Here is a 15,765-nt window from a genome sequence, read left to right on the forward strand (position 1 = left end):
CCTCTCACCGCAGCCAGGAGCTGATGCCATGCCACGCTTCACCGTTCGTGTCGAACTTCACGGCGCCGATACTTGGGCGCACTACGAAAAGCTGTACGAGTACATGGCGCACCAAGGATTCACCGATACCCTCGTAACCGAGCAGGGGCGAGTCAAAATGCCGCCCGCCGAATACAACTACGAAGGCACCGCGACGCGTGCCGAGGTGCTGGCCAAGGCGCAGGTGGCCGCGGGCCGCGTGGTCACGTCCTACGCGGTGCTGGTCACCGAGTCTGCGGGGCGCACGTGGTCTGGGCTCGAGAAAGCGTAGCGCTGCCCATTGGGCCTACGTCTGCCGAGCTTACAAGTAGCCGGTCCCGCCCGGCGCCAGACGGCGGCTGGTTTGCCGTTCGCCGATCTGGGGCCGCTGGGGCGCGCTAGCGCTTTCCCTTCTGCGTCAGGACGCTGCCCGCCAGAGATTTCGTCGTCTTGCTGGTGCGTCCATCGGTGAGCGCCTTGGCGGCCTTGGTCGCTGTCGCCGGCGAACTTTGCTTGCTGGTCTTGGCCTGGGCCAGCGCGCTACCGGCCAACGATTTGGCGGTCGGACTGGCGGCGGGACTGCCCAGCACCTTGGCCGCGGTTTTGGTGACCTTGGGGCCCGACTGTTCCTTCTTGGACATGAGCGTGGTTCCTTCGGCTGGCCCAAGGAGACGCTCCGCACTGGAGGGGCCAGGCGCCGGTGCGGAGGCATTGCCGTCCATCAAGACTAGCGCAGTCGGGGCATCACCGCGCCAGCGGCGTCCCCATCTCAACTTCCAGCGCAAATCCGGCGTCCAGCGCCTGGCGCTGCACACCGGTCGCTGCCGCAGGCACGGTGGCGTGCAAGGTCACGGCCTCGTTGGACTGCGCCGTCAGGGGCGTGCAGCCGCGGGCATCGGCGGCGCCCTGGCCAGTCTGCACGGCGTGTTGCACCAGATGGACCTGGACGCCCGCGGGATCGCGTTGCACTTGCACGTGCCAACCGGCGAACAGGCTCACCGAAGTCAGCGTTTGTTGGGTCGCCGTGCACGTGCGCACCGGGTAGCCGTTGTCTGTGCCGACGCGCAGGTGGGCGGGAGCCTCGGTGACGTACAGGGTTTCGGCCAGGATCACCTGGCCGTTTTGGGTCAGCACCAAGCGCATCGGCGTCACGTCGCCGATGTCATCCACGGCAAGGGCAGGGTTGGTCAGGCTCAGGACGCCCAGAAGGGCGAGGATTCGCAGTCGCATGGGATCACCGTTGTCGTGGGGGCGGTCGGGGCTCAGGACGAGCCACGTGTGGCGGTCGGTGCGGAAGCCGGCCGTTCAAAGGGCCAACGCAGTTGCGCGCCATAGGCGGTCGGGAAGGTCCGGTCTCGCAGGCCCACCTCGCCGGCGACCACCCCGTTGGGCCGATCGTGGAAGGTGCCACCCAGGTGGTCCCACAGCATCCAGAACTCCCCGAAGTTGACCTGCGCGTCCTCGTACTCGCGCTTGTGGTGCCAGCGATGGATCTCGGCCACCCCCAGCACATAGCGCAGCGGCCCCATGCGGTAGTCGAGGTTGGCGTGCTGGAACGCCAGGTGCACGGCGAGCAGCGTGAGCCAGGCGCTGATGATGACCGGGGGCGCGCCCAAGGCCACGACCACTAGCAGACCGGGGCTGGCCAGCAGCATGGCGCTCAGCGGATGACGCCGCTCGCCGTTGAGCCAGTACAGCCGTTCAGAACTGTGGTGTGGGGCGTGCAGGCGCCACAGCCACCCGACGTGGTGGCTCGCGCGGTGCATCAGATACAGCCCCAGGTCCATCACCGCGCCGGCGAGCAGCACCTGCGCCCACGCCGGCCACGCGTCCGGCCAGATCGAGGGCAGGTCCACGCGCAGCGCATTGAGCGCGAACGCGGTGCCGGCCAGCACGGCCAGGTTCACGAGCGCATGGGCGATGTCGGTGGCGAGATCGTCGTGATCCTCCAGCCAGGCGCGCTGGTAGGGGATCACCCATTCCAAGGCGGCCACCACCGTCATAGCCACCAAGGCGACGGCCGCCAGCCCGGGCCATTGCCAGGCCGGGCGGGCCACGATCTCCATCACCGCCCAGAAACTCAGGCCAAACACGACCGGATAGGCCGTCACACGTAGCACGGGACGCATCGTCGTGGCTCCTTTTTCAAAAGTCCTGCGCCCGGCGGGGGGAACCACCGGGCGCCCGGCCGTTACAAACCGAGCGTCGTCGGGTCAGGGGCGGGGAGGTCGGGTGGCTACCAGGAAATCGATACTGCCTAGCGGCACCGGCAGCGGGGTCAGCGACTGCACATCGACGAAGCCGCCATCGAGCAGGAACGACGCCAGCGTGCCGGCAGCGTGGTCGCGGGTATTGGAATAGCCGTCGAGCAGGCGGACCAGATGGAACATCCCGCGGCGCCAGCCCGCTTTGGCGCGCCCGAAATCGGCGATCACCAGGCGCCCGCCCGGGCGCAGGACTCGTCGTAGTTCCTGCACCGCGCGGTGCTTGGCGTGGGGCTGAAGGTGATGGAAGAACAGCGTGGACACCGCGAGGTCGAAACGGGCGTAGGGCAGCGGCAAGGCATCGCTCCACCCGGGCAGCAGCCGGGCCTGGGCGCCGGCGGCCTCGATCTTGGCCGCGGCCAACGCCAAGATCGCCGGGTCTGCGTCGATGCCGGTCAGCGTGGCGGAAGGCGCGGCGTTGGCCAGGGCCAGCAGCAACGTGCCGGTGCCGCAGCCCAGATCGAGCACGCGCTCGCCCGGGCGGGGCGCGGCGAGCGCCACGACGCGGTTCTTCATCTCGGCCTCGCGCGTGCTCCAGGCGACCGTGCGGTCGTACCACGGGGTCAGCGCGGCAAATCGCAACGCCGGAATGAAGTCAGTGGCCATCGGACGCTCCGGGCGGGTCGGGGGTCTCGGTCAGGATCAGTCCAGCGAGCAGCGCCATCAGCAGGAGCGGGTGCAGCAGCAGCAAATGAAGCACGCTGCGCTCGATCAGGAACCCATCGATCAACAAGACGAGGGCCGCTACGGCCAGCAGACCGCGCACGGGTCGACGCTGGCGGTGGATGAAGCGAGTCAGGGTGCGGGCCCAGGCCGCCATGAAGTTCTCCAAGAAGGGGCGTCCCATGCGCCCATGACCTGCATCATCGACGTGGCGTCGCCCCGCGGCTTGAATGAACTGGCTGACCTTTGGGCTTCAGCCGCCTTGCCGGAGCGCCTGGATCACATCGCTCGGGGCGACGCCGAAATGCCGCTGCATGGTCCGGGTCAGATGGGCGGCGTCGGCGAATCCGGCGTCCTGGGCGGCCCGCGTCAGGCTCTCGCCGGTGGCCGCCACCGTCAGGGCCTGCCGCAGGCGCAGCCAGCGCAGGTAGGGCAGCAGCGGCATGCCGATCAATTCCCGCACCCGGTGTCGGAAGCGACTGGGGGAGATCGCAGCCTCCGCGGCCAAACTCGTCAACGTGCCCTCCCATGTCGTCCGGGTGACCAAGGAGTCCAGCACGCGCTGGACGCGGTCATCGGAGGGTGCGGCGACGGGCGGACTCGCCGGTAGGCCCTGGCCCAAGGCCGCGAGGATCGGTCCCAACTCTAGACGAGAGGGGCGAGGCCAGGCGTCGAGCACCGCGTGTCGCTCGGCGGACGTCAACCCGCGGGCGCCGGCCACGCACGTGGGTGACAGCAGACGGCCGGCGTGCGACTCGCGGTCCAGATAAAGCAGGTAGGCGGGCCCGGGGTGGACCCGGTGCACGACGTCCGCGTCGAGCAGCACCGCCGGTGCCTGGACCTCGCCCCGGCCACGGATCCAGACCGCCACGTCAGTCGTTTCGCCAACCACCAACTGAAGCGCGTGGTGGGCATGTTCCCGGTTGTCGCCCACGGCGCCGGCGAACGTTGCCCAACCTGCGCCCATCAAGGCGCCGCCACGCCAGGGGGTGCGCGGCCGCCGGCGATCCAACGGGATCAGGTCCGCGCTCAACCCGGACCCCGCAATGGGCGGGCGAGGGCATCGAGCGGGCGCAGTCCTTGCCCGAACCGCGCCATGGATTCGCGGTGCTCGGCCAGATCGCTGTAGGCGAGAAAGCGCAGGTCCAGATCCAGGACGCGCTGGAACGCAGGACGCGCGAACTGCGCCCGGGCATCGGCTTCGCGCCGATCCGGGGCCACCAGGAAGTAGCGCCCCGCCAGGCCATCGGTTGCGCCCAAGGCAAGGTCGAGCATGCGCACGATGCCCGAGTACAGGCTGGTGCTGTGCTCGACCTCGAACGCGGCGGCGACCCGCCCCTCGGGCTCGATCCAGAGCACATCGATCAGCCGGATCGTATCCACCGCCAAGGAGGACTCCAGTGCCGCCGGCAGGGTGTCCAGGCAGCCCTCGGCCAACCGGCCACCGTTGTAGGTGCGACCGCGATCATTGCTGGCGACCCACACCTGATAGCCCAAGGCCCGGCCCAGGTCACGCAGCCACCCTTGGACCTGGGTATGGGAGCGGTCCTCGGCCGCTTCGGCCGCACGGCGGCGCTCGGCGGCGGCATCGTTGCGGACACGGGCCAGATCGGCGGCCCACGCCGTCGGGTTGGCCTCGGCGGTCGGCAGCGGCAGCCGGCCCGAGCCGACGTCAAACAGGAACCCGGCGATCGCACCCAGATCGTTGGACAGCCGCGTCCGATACTGCTGGTTCAGCACAAGCACGCCGCGGCGCATGGCGAGGTACTCGTCCCAGCGGCCCAGCTTGACCCGGGCACCCGTGATCGTGTTGTAGCCCTTGACGATCGCCGTGTTGAAAGGCGTCACCAAGGTGGGGTGCAGGAAATACAGCAGGTTGGCGGCCGCTGGGCCCAGACCCTTGATCCGGCAATCGTCCAGCGCCTGGATCGCCCACAACACGCCGGCCTCGTCGTCGCAGCAATCGCAGGCATGCAGGAAGCGCCCGAACGTGCGCTGGTTGTCCGGGCTTTCGTAGATGTCGGGGATGCGCAGCTTTGGCTTCCACAAGAAGGCGTGATCGGCGCCCTTGAAGATCTGACGCTGCTCGGCGACGGCCGAGACCACGGTCTCCAACGTGGAGCCGCGGTAGGCGGTGCCGAACGTACCGGCCTCGATCTCCTGCACGACCGCCTGCAGGCCCCGCCGGATCGAGCGGAAGTTTTTGATCCGCTCCTCCCACAGAAACCAGGTGCGATAGGTCCCGCCCGGATCCTGGCGCCAATGCTCCAGGGCCAAGGTCAGGTCGGGCATCACCAGGGCCTGCGTCACGGACGCCTCATGGCGCCGCGGGCTTTGGCGCACGCGAGGAGCTGTGCATCGCGCGGATCTTCCAGGCTCCCTCCCGCCGCTCGAGCACCGTCGTGGCCACGCCCTGACGCACCATGGGGTCTGCGCGATCGGGCAGCACGATCGTGTAGCGGTAGGTCTCCGTGGCCCAGGCGATGTCGCCGGCCTGCTCGACCGTCACGGCATAGTCGTCGAAGGTGAAACGTTGGATATGGCCCAGTTCCGGGCCAATGTGATGCGTGACGTAATCGGCATAGGAGCCTTCGACCTTGCCCGATTCAATCACTTCATTGCGCTCGGCAAACAGGGCGTCCACCCCCGTCAGGTCTCGGCGCTCGAGCGCCGTCTTGTAAGTCGCCAGCACCGCCTTGATCGCGGCGGTGTCGTCCGAGGCTGCGGCGGCGGGGGCCGCCATCGTCGCACCGGCCAGCAGCAGGGCCGCCAGGCCCGTCCAGAATCGTGTCATTGCGCTCTCCTTGCCTCCAGTGGCCGGGGCGGCCAAGGCCGCCCCGGGCGAAACCTCACATGCCGTTGCCTTTGGCGAACTCGGCGGCCGAGAGGGTGCCGTTCTTGTCGGTGTCGAGCATGTCGAAGTGCGCAGCGAGCTTGTGTTCCTTGGGCAGTTCCGTGCGGCTGAGCTGACCGTTCTTGTCGGCGTCGAGCTTGGCGAACTCTTCCGCGGACATGGCGGCCATGTCGTGCGGCTGGGTCTGGCCGTTCTTGGCGGCCATGTGGTCGTGACCCTTGTCGTCGGCCCAGGCAAGCGGGGCGGCGATCAGCAGGGCGATAGCGAACGGAAGCAGACGTTTCATGGGGAAATCTCCTTGGGGGGACAAAAGAAACGAACCGGTGGTTGTCCCAACACCCACCGGTCCGGTATGCCTGCGCCGCCGCAGCGGCCAGGCAAAAAATCATCCCGGCTCGCTCGTGCGCAGGCGCAGCGCGTTGATCACCACCGAGACCGAGCTCAGGCTCATGGCCAAGGCCGCGATCATCGGGCTGAGCAGCAGGCCGAACATCGGATAGAGCACGCCGGCCGCAATCGGCACGCCCAGCGCGTTGTAGAGGAAGGCAAAGCCCAGGTTTTGCTTCATGTTGGCCACCGTGGCCTCGGAGATCTGCCGGGCCCGGACGATGCCGCGCAGGTCGCCCTTGACCAGGGTCACCTGGCCACTGTTCATCGCCACGTCCGTGCCCGTGCCCATCGCGATACCGACATCGGCCAGGGCCAGCGCCGGGGCATCGTTGATGCCATCGCCCGCCATCGCCACGCGTCGGCCTTGGGCTTTGAGATTCGCCACCAGGTCGGCCTTGTCTTGAGGCCGCACTTCGCCATGCACCTCGGTGATGCCCAGGGCCTGGGCCACCGCTTGGGCCGTCGTTTCGCCATCGCCCGTGGCCATGATCAGCCGCAGACCGGCGGCGCGCAGTTGGGCGAGCGCCTCGGGCGTGGATTCCTTGATGGGATCGGACACCGCCAGCAGGCCGGCGATGCGGCCATCAACCGCCAAGAACATCACACTGGCGCCCTCGGCCCGCAGCCGCTCGGCGGCGCCCTGCAGGACGGTCACCTCCACCCCTTCTTCGGCCATCAGGGTCCGGTTGCCCAGCGCCAGCGCCCGGCCATCGACGCGGCCGCGCACGCCAATGCCGCTGGCCGACTCGAACGCGTCCGGAACCGACAGCGCCAAGCCGCGGTCGCGGGCTTCGGTCACGATGGCCGCGGCGAGGGGATGCTCGCTGCCCTGGTCGAGGCTGGCGGCCAATCGCAGGACTTCGGCGGGACTGAAACCCGGCAAGGCGGCCGTGTCCCGATAGCGCGGCCGTCCTTCGGTCAGGGTGCCGGTCTTGTCGACGATCAGGGTATCGATCTTGCGCAGGTTCTCGATCGCCTCGGCATCACGGAACAAGACGCCGCCGCTGGCAGCGCGTCCCGTGGCCACCATGATCGACATCGGTGTCGCCAGGCCCAAGGCGCAGGGGCAGGCGATGATCAGCACCGCCACGGCATTGAGCACGCCATACACCCACGACGGCTCGGGGCCGAACAAGCCCCAGACCAGCAGGGTCGCCAAGGCGATCGCCAACACCGCCAGCACGAACCAGAACGACACCGTGTCGGCCATGCGCTGCATGGGCGCCCGCGAGCGCTGGGCGTTGGCGACCAATTGCACGATCTGGCTGAGCACCGTGTCGGCGCCGACCTTGTCGGCCACGATCACCAGGCTGCCGGTCGTGTTCTGGGTCGCGCCGATGACCCGGTCGCCCGGGTTCTTGCCCACCGGCATGGGTTCACCCGTGAGCATGGACTCGTCCACGCTCGAGCGTCCCGCCACCACCTCGCCGTCGGTCGGCACGGTCTCACCCGGGCGCACCCGCAGGCGATCCCCGACGTGAACGTGGCTCAAGGGAATGTCTTCCTCGCCGCCGCCGGCGTTGATGCGACGGGCAGTCTTGGGCGCCAGCCGCAGCAGCGCCTTGATGGCCGCCGAGGTCTGCGAACGGGCCTTGAGCTCGAGCAGCTGGCCCAGCAAAGTCAGGGACACAATGACCGCCGCCGCTTCGAAGTAGACCCCGACGCGACCGTGCTCCTGGAACGAGGCGGGGAACCAGCCCGGCACGATGGTGGCCGCGACGCTGTAGCCGTACGCGGCCGCCACGCCGGTCCCGATCAGGGTCCACATGTTCAGGTTCCGGGTGCGGACGGAAGCGAGCCCGCGCACGAAGAACGGCCAGCCGGCCCACAACACCACCGGCGTCGCGAGCGCCAACTCAAGCCAGCTGCGCGTGGTCGCGTCCATGCCATCCCATTGGTGGCCGAACATGGCGAGGGTCAGCACCATGAGTGTGGCGGGCAAGGTGCTCCAGAAGCGGCGGGTGAAGTCAGCCAGCTCCGGGTTCTCGTCTTCCTCTAACGAGGGCAGCATCGGCTCGAGCGCCATGCCGCACTTGGGGCAGGTGCCCGGTCCGTCCTGGACGATCTCCGGGTGCATCGGGCAGGTGTAGCGAGCGCCCGGCACGGCCGCGACCGGTGGCACCGGCGTTGGCGTCATCCCTTCGATCAGCGCATCGGCGTCCAGATAGCGCGCCGGGTCGGCCAGGAACTTCTGGCGACAGCGCTCCGAGCAGAAGTGGTAACGAGTGTCCCCGCGCAAGACGAACAACGGACCGGCGACGAACATGCCGCAGACCGGATCGCGGGGCTGCTCGGTCGGTGTTGTTCCCGGCGTCGGGGGATGGCTGGCGTGCGTGGTCATGTCCGAAGCTCCAGTTACTGCCCGTGTTGGCTAAAGGGCGTGCTGCTGCCGTCCTTGCCAATCAGGTAGACGGTGTAGGGGCGCGGTGGGCCCGGCATGCCAGGCGAGCCGACGGGCATGCCCGGGGCGGACAGGCCGCGGGCGTCGGGGCGCTCGGCCAAGAGACGGTGAATGTCCTCGACGGGCACGTGGCCCTCGATGAAATACCCCTCAACCTGGGCGGTGTGGCAGGAGCCCTTGCCGGCAGGAACGCCCACGCTGCGCTTGAAGGCGTCCATGTTGCGATCAACGACCACGCTCACCGGGAAGCCGGCGCCCTCGACGTGGCGGGCCCACAGGCTGCAGCACTCACAGTAGGGGTCCTTGTGCATGGTGATCGGTGGCAAGGCCGTGGGGTGCTCGGCGACATGGGGCGCGGACGTGTCATCCGCTCGCGGGGACGTCACGCTCGCAGCCGGGGTCGCCACCACGTGGGGACCGAAGGCTTCCGGCGGCGGGTCGTTGCGGCCCTCGCACGAAGCGAGGACCAGCGGCAGCACCACGGTGGTCAGGATCGAAGTCAACCGGCGCATGGCGGCCTCCTAGTGATGATCGCCCGGCGCTTTCGTGCGCGAGGACCAGTGGATGTGGACGATTTTCCAGCCAGCGTCCGAGCGCTGCACCAGCATGGTTTCGGTGCTGAGCACCGTGACCGGCTTGCCGTCCTTGCTCAGGTGCAGTTCGCTTTCGCTCGCGACCCAGGCCAGATCGCCGCTGACCTGGGCCGTGCGGCGGATCAGCTGGATGTGCGCGGTCTTGAGGAAGGCGGCGTCGCCCTTGGCGTGACCCCCCAGGTACTCGGCGGCGGAGCGTTCGGCGCCGCCGCTCTCCAGGATCAGCACATTCGGATCGAGCTCCGCGCCGGCGGCGTCGAGTCTTCCCGCGACCAGCGCGGTGGAGAAACGTTCGACGGTCGCCACCGCCGGCTGCGCCTGCGCAGGAATGTTCAGCACCTGGCCGGCGGTTGCCTGCGCGGTGGACGCGTCGTGAGCGTGGGGCGGGGTGACCGGGCCTTCAGCGAACGCGGGGCTACCGGCGGCGGCGAGGGAAAAGACAGCAAGGGTGGCAATACGCTTCATGGTGGTGGGTCCTGTCAGAGAGGGGTCAGTGGTCATGCGGTGGCGCGCCAGCGTCGTCGTGGGCCGGCGGCGGGGGCGCGTCGTGGTCGTGAGGCGGTGCACCGGCATCGTCGTGCGCAGCCGGGGCGGGGGCACCGTGATCGTGCGGCGCCGAGCCGGCATCGTCGTGCGGCGCGACCTCCGCGCCACCGTGGTGATCCGCGCTCTCGCCGTCCATGCCCGCCATGCCGGGCATGCCGTCGTCGTGCGGCATGCTCTCGCCGCCGCCGTGGTCATGGCCGCCACTGCTGGCCACCAGGGCCTGGTATTGCTCGGGCGACATCGTCGGCATCTGCTGCAGGAAGGCGACCATGTTCCAGATGTACTCGTCCGACATGCTCTTGCCCCAGGCAGGCATGCCCGAGGCCTTGATGCCGTGCTTGATGACCCAGAACGCGCGGGCGGGATCGGGCGCCCCCAGTTGGGTCAGGTTTGGCGGCGCGGGATACAGGCCTTGGCTGAGCTCGGTGGCAGCCATGCCCGGCGCGAGGTGACAGGTGGTGCACATGGCGGCGTAGTTGCCCGCGCCGGATTTCAGCTGGGCCGCCTCCCCCAGTGCGGGCACGGTGACGTCGTGGGCGCGCACGGCGATGGCGCGGTCCCGCGCCGTTTCGATCAGCTTGAAGACGACCGCCGAGTGCGGTTCATCGGCGCCGGGGTGCACGGCGCCAAAGTAGATGCCACCGGCCACAGCCGCGGCACCGAAACCCACGAGAATCAAACCACTCTTGATAAGGGACATTTGCGGATCTCCTGGTTAGCGGGGGCGACGGGGCGGGTTGCCGAACGCGGGATCGTTGCTGACGCGCCGGGCGACGGAGCCGGCAGGATTGCGGTACCAGCCCGGGTCGCTGAAATCGCCCGGCGCCAGGTCATCGCGCACCTTGACCACGGTGAACATGCCGCCCATCTCGATGTTTCCGAACGGGCCCTTGCCGGCCATCATCGCCAGCGTGTTCGGGGGCCCTGGCATGCCGCCATCGGTATGGTCCTGGTGCTCGCCCATGCCGTCTTCGCCCATGGCCATGTAGCCCGGGAGCATCTGGCGGATCTTCGCCTCCACGCCGCGCTGGTCCACCCCGATGGTGTTCGGGATGTCATGTCCCATCGGTCCCATCGTGTGGTGCGACATATGGCAGTGGAACGCCCAGTCGCCCGGCACCGCGGTGAACTCGATATCGCGCATCTGGCCAACCCCGACGATTTCGGTGACCTCCGTGCGCCATTGCGAGCGCGGCAAGCGGCCACCGTCGCCGCCCGTAATGTGGAACTGCACGCCGTGCAGGTGGATCGGATGGTTCCACATGCTCAGGTTGCCCACGCGGATCCGGACCCGCTCGCCGGTACGCGCCACGATCGGTTCGATCGCCGGGAAGACCTTGGAGTTGAAGGTCCACAGGTCGAAGTCCTGCATGATCGCCGGGTCCGGGCGACGCGTGCCCGGATGCAGCGCGAAGTTGTGCAGCAGGAAGGCGTAGTCCCGGTCGACGGGCACTGCCTCGCCCCGCTTGGGATGGATGATCAACAAGCCCATCATGCCCATGGCCATCTGCACCATCTCATCGGCGTGCGGGTGGTACATGTGGGTGCCGTGCTGCTTGAGCGTGAACTCGTAGGCGAAGGTCTCGCCGGGCTTGATCTGCGGCTGGTTCAGGCCGCCGACGCCGTCCATGCCGCTGGGCAGGATCAGGCCATGCCAGTGGATGGTGGTGGCTTCGCGCAGGCGGTTGGTTACGAAGATACGGATCCGGTCGCCCTCGGTCGCCTCGATGGTCGGCCCCGGCGTGGAGCCGTTGTAGCCCCAGCAGATCGCCTTGGAGCCGGGCGCGAACTCGTGTTCGAACTCCTCGGCGACCAGATGGAATTCCTTGACGCCGCCGTTCATGCGGTAGGGCAGGGTCCAGCCGTTGAGCGTGCGTACCTTGCCCGCTCGCGGGCGGGAGACCGGTGGCGCCTCAGGCGGCGCAGCGGGCTCTTTCATCTGGCTCATGTCGTGGCCCTGACTCTGGGCGCGGGCCATGCCCGTCGCGGCCGTCGTGACCAGACCGGCCCCTGCGCCCAGCAGGATGTCGCGTCGTGTGATCTTCATGGGGTGCCTCCGTGGGCGCTGTGGTCGGGCGGGGAGGGGGTGACTTCCTCGGTTTCCTTCTCATCCTGAGTCGGCGGTGCGGGGGGCGCCGGCGGAGCACCGTGCTGGGAGTGATCGACCGGTGTCGGCGTGGCCGCGGGCGATGTCGCGGGCATGTCCATGCCACCGTGGTCCATGCCTTCCATCGCGTCGGCGGGCGCAGACGCGGGGGGCGCCGGCGCATCCGACTTCGCCGGCATGTCCATACCGCTGTGGTCCATGCCCTCCATCGCGTCCGCCGGAGCGGTGGGCATCGACGACATGTCGTGGCCGCTATGGTCCATGCCCGGCATCGCCTCCTCGGCCGAGGGCGTCAGGATGTCCTGCACGCTGGGGGTGCGGTCCCCAATGGCGGCGTCGCTAGGCAGGCGCTGGCCGACGGCCCGCATCAGCTCCACGCGAGCCAACCAGTAATCGCGCACGGCTTCAAGATAGCTCTCGTAGGCGTTGTATTCCTGCACCTTGGCCTGGATCAGCTCGAACACGCCGATGAGCATGAAGTTCTGCTCCTGCTGGCTGCGCTCGACCACTTTTTCGCGCTGCGGAATCAGGGCATCGCGGTGGATCGCCACGACCTGACTCAGTTCGCGGACCTGTTCGGCCCCCAGGCGTACCGCGTTGTCGACGCCGAGCTCCGCCGTGGCCACGCGGGCGCGAGCCCGGGCGAGCAGCGCTTCGGCCCGGGCCAACTTGGCTTGGCCCTGATTGAAGATCGGCAGCTCCAGATCCAGTGTCGGACCGCGTAGACGCGACCCGTCCGCGTCGCGTTCGCGTTCGTAGCCGATCTCGCTGCCGCCGAGCCACCGCAGCTTGCGGGTAATGCCCAACGCGTCGACCAGGATCTCGGCCTGCTGCCGCGCCGCCAGCAATTCCAGGCTGGAGGTGCGCGCCAGGTCCGCCAACTGCTGGGGATCGTCTTCGGCGCCCACCGGCATGGGCAGGCGATCGCTGGTCGCCCACGCCGCATCTTCGCCGCTGAGGCCCAGGAGGGTATTGAGGGTGAGGCGGGCGCGGCCGGCATCGGCACGGGCCCGGGCGGCGATGATGCGCGCCTCGCTGGCGGCCGCCTGTTCCTGCTTGAGCTGCAGCTCGCTGATATTGCCGGCATCAAAGAAGCGCTGCGCCAGTTCGGCCGCGGCATCGGCGCCACCGGCCACGGCCGTGCGCATATCCGCGACTTGCTGAGCACCCACATAGGTGTACCAAGCGGCTTCCACGTCGGCCGCGACGTTCAGGACTGCGCCGGCGATCTCGAGCTTGGCGCGCTCGTACTCGGCGCGGGCTAGGCGCGTGCGCACCGGCAGCACCAGTAGATCGGCCAGCGGCAAGGTCAGGCCGGCGAGACGGTTGTAACCGCTGCCCGGGTCCAGATAGGACCGGGAGAGCGAGAGGGTGGGGTTGGCCACCTGCACGGCCTCGAGCACGTCGGCCCGCGCCAGGCCCAGCCGCGCATATTCTTGCTGGAGGCGGGGACTGCGCAGCATAGCTACGCGCACCGCCGCCTCGGCGGTCATCGGTGCACCGAGCCACTGGTCGATGGCCTGGCGCTCTGGGGGCGGTTGGCCCACCGCGGACCACTCGACCTGCGGGCCGCGTCGCTCGGCCAGCAAAGCATTGATGTCGGTGTCGCCGGGGCGCGACGCCAAGGACGCACAGCCACTCAGGGCCAAGCCCAGGGCCACGGCCAGGGCGGCCGGGCGGAAACGTACAGTCATGGGAAACCCTCCAAAGCACCCGCGGCGACAGGCCACGGGCAACGCGACCCGGATGCCGGGTCGAGCGAATGGGGCGGATCAAGATCCGCCGGGAGGGCTTAGGCGATCGGAGGTCGAATAGCCGGCGCCGAAGGCGCGGCCGGGACCGACACCAGGCGGCCCAATTGGGCCACCCAGCGATAGGGGGAAACCGCCCAGTCAGCGTCGGCGATCACGACGACCGGCGCGTGATGCAGGCAGCTGCAGGTGCAGGTGCCGCCGTCACAACAATCCAGCGGCGAGTCCGGGCTGGGCACGACGGGCGTCACGGCGGTCTCGTCATGGCACGACGCCATGTCGCCGTCGGCCATCGAATGCCCCGCCGCCGCCATGTCCTGGTCCACCTCCGCGCTCTGGTGCGCGGCATGATCGACCGCGGACGCGACCGACGGCAGCCCGGCGTTGGCGATCAACGCCAAAGCGAGCAGCAGGTGGCCGACGGTGCGCAGCAGGGACATGGCCGGAGTCTACACCCAGAAAAAAGCGATGGGATACACCCCAGAACTGGGGAAGATGCGGTCTAGACCGCCATTGGAGCCAAAAAGTTCCCCGGGCGGAGCGGTTCGCCGATGTTCCCCGGCCCCCGTGGGGCCGAAGGAACGGGTTACCCGGCTTGGGAAGTTTTACCGCGTGGGGACGTCGTTCAGGGCGACGCCGCCATCGCCTCGCAGGCTTGTGCGCACTGCCGGCAGGCGCGCACGCAGGCCTCCATGCCGTCCAGTTCTTCGCAGCTGGCGGCGCAATCGCGGCAGATCTGCGCGCACAGGCGGCAGAACTCGGCGTGGTACGGGGAGTGATTGATCATGAGCGCGGCGGCGGCGCGGCAGGCCTCGGCGCAATCGATCATCAGGCGAAAATGATCCGGCGCCACGTGATCGCCGCCTTTTTCCAGGCAGGTGGTCAGGGCCATGTGCTGGCAGTGCTGATAGCAGTCCAGACAGCTGCGGATGCAGGCCTGCATTTCGGACGAGAGCTGATGCATGAGGGGCTCCTTGGGGGGGGGTGACGGGACGTCGGCAACGCGCCCCGTCCCCTGACGTAGCAAGGTTTATGCCAACCGGACGCTCGCGTTTACCGGGAATTCCCACGCCCGTTGGATTCCCCTGATCCTGCAGTCTGCCTATCCCACGCCCGACGGCCGCGCAAAATGCACTGCCCATCGCCGTCACAAGGTCGCGCCAGGGCTCGCGGGGTTGACCGGACGGTCGGCCCCGGCCTCAGACCGGCCTAGGGGCGCATCGCAACAATGAACTTCAATCGTCGCGTGCACGACTTCGGAGTGGATCGCCAGTCGCTCGCGGATATGTTGCGCCGTCAGCGTCGCGTCAGGCGTCACCACCGTCAGGGCGCAGGCATAGGACGCCCGGCCCACCCGCCAGACGTGGAGGTCGGTCACACGGCTCGGCGCGCCCTCTTGTGCGAGATCGATGGCCTCGCGAATTTCCTCGACGACCGGATGATCCATTTCCCGGTCCAGCAACACCCGGGACGTGTCGATGATCAGACGCCGCGCCCAAATGGCCACCAGCACGGCACCCACGATGCCCATCACGGGATCAAGCCACTGCCAGCCGTACCACCAGCCGCCCGCCAGGGCGATCAGGGCAAGCACCGACGTGGCCGCGTCGGCCAAGACGTGCACGTAAGCTGAGCGCAGGTTCAGGTCGGTGGCGGACTCCGGCCCGTGGGAGTGCCCGTTTTCATGGCCGTGGCCATGGGCATGCCCGTGGGTATGGCTGCGCCCCAAAATCCACGCGCAGACGAGATTGACTCCCAGCCCGACAGCCGCCACGAGCAGCGCCTCGCGATAGCGGACCGGTTGCGGATCCAGAAGTCGCTCGATCGAGGCAAATGCCATCAGCGCCGCGACCCCCAGCAACAGCACCGCGCTGGCAAAGCCGCCCAGCACCTCGATCTTCCAGGGGCCGAACGCGAACCGGGGGTCGTCCGCGTAGCGCCGCGCCGCCCCATAAGCCAGCACGCTCAGACCGATGGCCAGCGCGTGCGAGCTCATATGCCAGCCGTCGGCCAACAGAGCCATGGAGTTGTATGCCCAGCCGGCGATGATCTCCACGACCATCGCCAGCAACGTGATCCACAACACCACGCGGGTACCCCGTTCGGCGGCCGACGTATCGGCCGCATAGTTATGCCGGTGGCTCCACGGCGACGTGTCAAATTCCATAGCCTCGCTCT

General features: G+C 68.6%; 19 protein-coding genes. 1 reads left to right on the forward strand and 18 read right to left on the reverse strand.

Features of this window, described 5'->3' with window-relative positions:
* The first annotated feature begins 28 nt into the window (after positions 1-28).
* Entirely contained in the window at positions 29-310 is a 282-nt protein-coding gene (locus N790_RS00300; protein ID WP_043799431.1) for a hypothetical protein, read from the forward strand.
* A 106-nt stretch (positions 311-416) separates the two neighbouring features.
* Here N790_RS00300 and N790_RS00305 read toward each other — a convergent pair whose 3' ends face one another.
* The 18 genes from N790_RS00305 to dmeF form a co-directional block, all read right to left on the reverse strand.
* Positions 417-659, reverse strand: coding sequence for a hypothetical protein (locus tag N790_RS00305; protein ID WP_043799434.1), 243 nt, complete (start codon positions 657-659; stop codon positions 417-419).
* A 103-nt stretch (positions 660-762) separates the two neighbouring features.
* Positions 763-1,248 carry a hypothetical protein gene (locus N790_RS00310; protein WP_043799437.1) on the reverse strand — a complete coding sequence of 162 codons (486 nt, stop codon included), beginning with the start codon at positions 1,246-1,248 and terminating at the stop codon, positions 763-765.
* Positions 1,249-1,280: 32 nt separating this feature from the next.
* Positions 1,281-2,147, reverse strand: coding sequence for a sterol desaturase family protein (locus tag N790_RS00315; RefSeq protein ID WP_043799440.1), 867 nt, complete (start codon positions 2,145-2,147; stop codon positions 1,281-1,283).
* Positions 2,148-2,231: 84 nt separating this feature from the next.
* Complete coding sequence (locus N790_RS00320) at positions 2,232-2,888, reverse strand: class I SAM-dependent methyltransferase (protein ID WP_043799443.1); 657 nt, start codon at positions 2,886-2,888, stop codon at positions 2,232-2,234.
* The gene (locus tag N790_RS00325; protein WP_156969858.1) at positions 2,878-3,102 is read right to left on the reverse strand and encodes a hypothetical protein; all 225 of its coding nucleotides are present in this window, start codon (positions 3,100-3,102) and stop codon (positions 2,878-2,880) included. Before N790_RS00325 ends, N790_RS00320 begins: the two co-directional genes overlap by 11 nt.
* A gap of 96 nt (positions 3,103-3,198) precedes the next feature.
* Positions 3,199-3,978: a helix-turn-helix transcriptional regulator gene (locus N790_RS00330; protein ID WP_052385538.1), complete on the reverse strand. Its 780-nt coding sequence runs from the start codon at positions 3,976-3,978 to the stop codon at positions 3,199-3,201.
* Positions 3,975-5,255 (reverse strand): type II restriction endonuclease, encoded by a 1,281-nt coding sequence (locus N790_RS00335; protein ID WP_245593713.1) that lies wholly within the window; start codon positions 5,253-5,255, stop codon positions 3,975-3,977. The genes N790_RS00330 and N790_RS00335 overlap by 4 nt, the downstream gene beginning before the upstream one ends.
* A gap of 7 nt (positions 5,256-5,262) precedes the next feature.
* Positions 5,263-5,739 (reverse strand): SgcJ/EcaC family oxidoreductase, encoded by a 477-nt coding sequence (locus N790_RS00340; protein WP_043799448.1) that lies wholly within the window; start codon positions 5,737-5,739, stop codon positions 5,263-5,265.
* A gap of 55 nt (positions 5,740-5,794) precedes the next feature.
* Positions 5,795-6,085, reverse strand: a complete 291-nt coding sequence (locus N790_RS00345; protein ID WP_052385539.1) for an EF-hand domain-containing protein — start codon at positions 6,083-6,085, stop codon at positions 5,795-5,797.
* 99 nt (positions 6,086-6,184) lie between these two features.
* Positions 6,185-8,455, reverse strand: a complete 2,271-nt coding sequence (locus N790_RS00350; protein ID WP_052385540.1) for a heavy metal translocating P-type ATPase — start codon at positions 8,453-8,455, stop codon at positions 6,185-6,187.
* 89 nt (positions 8,456-8,544) lie between these two features.
* Positions 8,545-9,102: a DUF411 domain-containing protein gene (locus tag N790_RS00355; protein WP_245593714.1), complete on the reverse strand. Its 558-nt coding sequence runs from the start codon at positions 9,100-9,102 to the stop codon at positions 8,545-8,547.
* 9 nt (positions 9,103-9,111) lie between these two features.
* Complete coding sequence (locus N790_RS00360) at positions 9,112-9,648, reverse strand: YybH family protein (RefSeq protein ID WP_043799654.1); 537 nt, start codon at positions 9,646-9,648, stop codon at positions 9,112-9,114.
* 25 nt (positions 9,649-9,673) lie between these two features.
* Positions 9,674-10,429 carry a c-type cytochrome gene (locus tag N790_RS00365; protein WP_084062423.1) on the reverse strand — a complete coding sequence of 252 codons (756 nt, stop codon included), beginning with the start codon at positions 10,427-10,429 and terminating at the stop codon, positions 9,674-9,676.
* Between the two features lie 15 nt (positions 10,430-10,444).
* Positions 10,445-11,776 carry a multicopper oxidase family protein gene (locus N790_RS00370; RefSeq protein WP_211251930.1) on the reverse strand — a complete coding sequence of 444 codons (1,332 nt, stop codon included), beginning with the start codon at positions 11,774-11,776 and terminating at the stop codon, positions 10,445-10,447.
* Positions 11,773-13,530 (reverse strand): TolC family protein, encoded by a 1,758-nt coding sequence (locus tag N790_RS00375; protein WP_043799449.1) that lies wholly within the window; start codon positions 13,528-13,530, stop codon positions 11,773-11,775. Before N790_RS00375 ends, N790_RS00370 begins: the two co-directional genes overlap by 4 nt.
* 98 nt (positions 13,531-13,628) lie before the next feature.
* Positions 13,629-14,027 carry a CopL family metal-binding regulatory protein gene (locus N790_RS00380; RefSeq protein ID WP_043799451.1) on the reverse strand — a complete coding sequence of 133 codons (399 nt, stop codon included), beginning with the start codon at positions 14,025-14,027 and terminating at the stop codon, positions 13,629-13,631.
* A gap of 185 nt (positions 14,028-14,212) precedes the next feature.
* Entirely contained in the window at positions 14,213-14,551 is a 339-nt protein-coding gene (locus tag N790_RS00385) for a four-helix bundle copper-binding protein (RefSeq protein WP_043799661.1), read from the reverse strand.
* Between the two features lie 183 nt (positions 14,552-14,734).
* Complete coding sequence (dmeF, locus tag N790_RS00390) at positions 14,735-15,754, reverse strand: CDF family Co(II)/Ni(II) efflux transporter DmeF (protein ID WP_052385563.1); 1,020 nt, start codon at positions 15,752-15,754, stop codon at positions 14,735-14,737.
* Positions 15,755-15,765: the final 11 nt, after the last annotated feature.

This window comes from Arenimonas malthae CC-JY-1 (assembly GCF_000747075.1).
Classification (GTDB): domain Bacteria; phylum Pseudomonadota; class Gammaproteobacteria; order Xanthomonadales; family Xanthomonadaceae; genus Arenimonas; species Arenimonas malthae.

Excerpts from the sequence above, each read along its gene's own strand:
- N790_RS00350 (WP_052385540.1), bottom strand. The coding sequence starts at position 8,455 with ATGTTCGTCGCCGGTCCGTTGTTCGTCTTGCGCGGGGACACTCGTTAC.
- N790_RS00365 (WP_084062423.1), bottom strand. The coding sequence starts at position 10,429 with ATGTCCCTTATCAAGAGTGGTTTGATTCTCGTGGGTTTCGGTGCCGCG.
- N790_RS00315 (WP_043799440.1), bottom strand. The coding sequence starts at position 2,147 with ATGCGTCCCGTGCTACGTGTGACGGCCTATCCGGTCGTGTTTGGCCTG.
- N790_RS00325 (WP_156969858.1), bottom strand. The coding sequence starts at position 3,102 with ATGGCGGCCTGGGCCCGCACCCTGACTCGCTTCATCCACCGCCAGCGT.
- N790_RS00360 (WP_043799654.1), bottom strand. The coding sequence starts at position 9,648 with ATGAAGCGTATTGCCACCCTTGCTGTCTTTTCCCTCGCCGCCGCCGGT.
- dmeF (WP_052385563.1), bottom strand. The coding sequence starts at position 15,754 with ATGGAATTTGACACGTCGCCGTGGAGCCACCGGCATAACTATGCGGCC.
- N790_RS00375 (WP_043799449.1), bottom strand. The coding sequence starts at position 13,530 with ATGACTGTACGTTTCCGCCCGGCCGCCCTGGCCGTGGCCCTGGGCTTG.
- N790_RS00355 (WP_245593714.1), bottom strand. The coding sequence starts at position 9,102 with ATGCGCCGGTTGACTTCGATCCTGACCACCGTGGTGCTGCCGCTGGTC.
- N790_RS00385 (WP_043799661.1), bottom strand. The coding sequence starts at position 14,551 with ATGCATCAGCTCTCGTCCGAAATGCAGGCCTGCATCCGCAGCTGTCTG.
- N790_RS00340 (WP_043799448.1), bottom strand. The coding sequence starts at position 5,739 with ATGACACGATTCTGGACGGGCCTGGCGGCCCTGCTGCTGGCCGGTGCG.
- N790_RS00370 (WP_211251930.1), bottom strand. The coding sequence starts at position 11,776 with ATGAAGATCACACGACGCGACATCCTGCTGGGCGCAGGGGCCGGTCTG.
- N790_RS00310 (WP_043799437.1), bottom strand. The coding sequence starts at position 1,248 with ATGCGACTGCGAATCCTCGCCCTTCTGGGCGTCCTGAGCCTGACCAAC.
- N790_RS00305 (WP_043799434.1), bottom strand. The coding sequence starts at position 659 with ATGTCCAAGAAGGAACAGTCGGGCCCCAAGGTCACCAAAACCGCGGCC.
- N790_RS00300 (WP_043799431.1), top strand. The coding sequence starts at position 29 with ATGCCACGCTTCACCGTTCGTGTCGAACTTCACGGCGCCGATACTTGG.
- N790_RS00345 (WP_052385539.1), bottom strand. The coding sequence starts at position 6,085 with ATGAAACGTCTGCTTCCGTTCGCTATCGCCCTGCTGATCGCCGCCCCG.
- N790_RS00320 (WP_043799443.1), bottom strand. The coding sequence starts at position 2,888 with ATGGCCACTGACTTCATTCCGGCGTTGCGATTTGCCGCGCTGACCCCG.
- N790_RS00380 (WP_043799451.1), bottom strand. The coding sequence starts at position 14,027 with ATGTCCCTGCTGCGCACCGTCGGCCACCTGCTGCTCGCTTTGGCGTTG.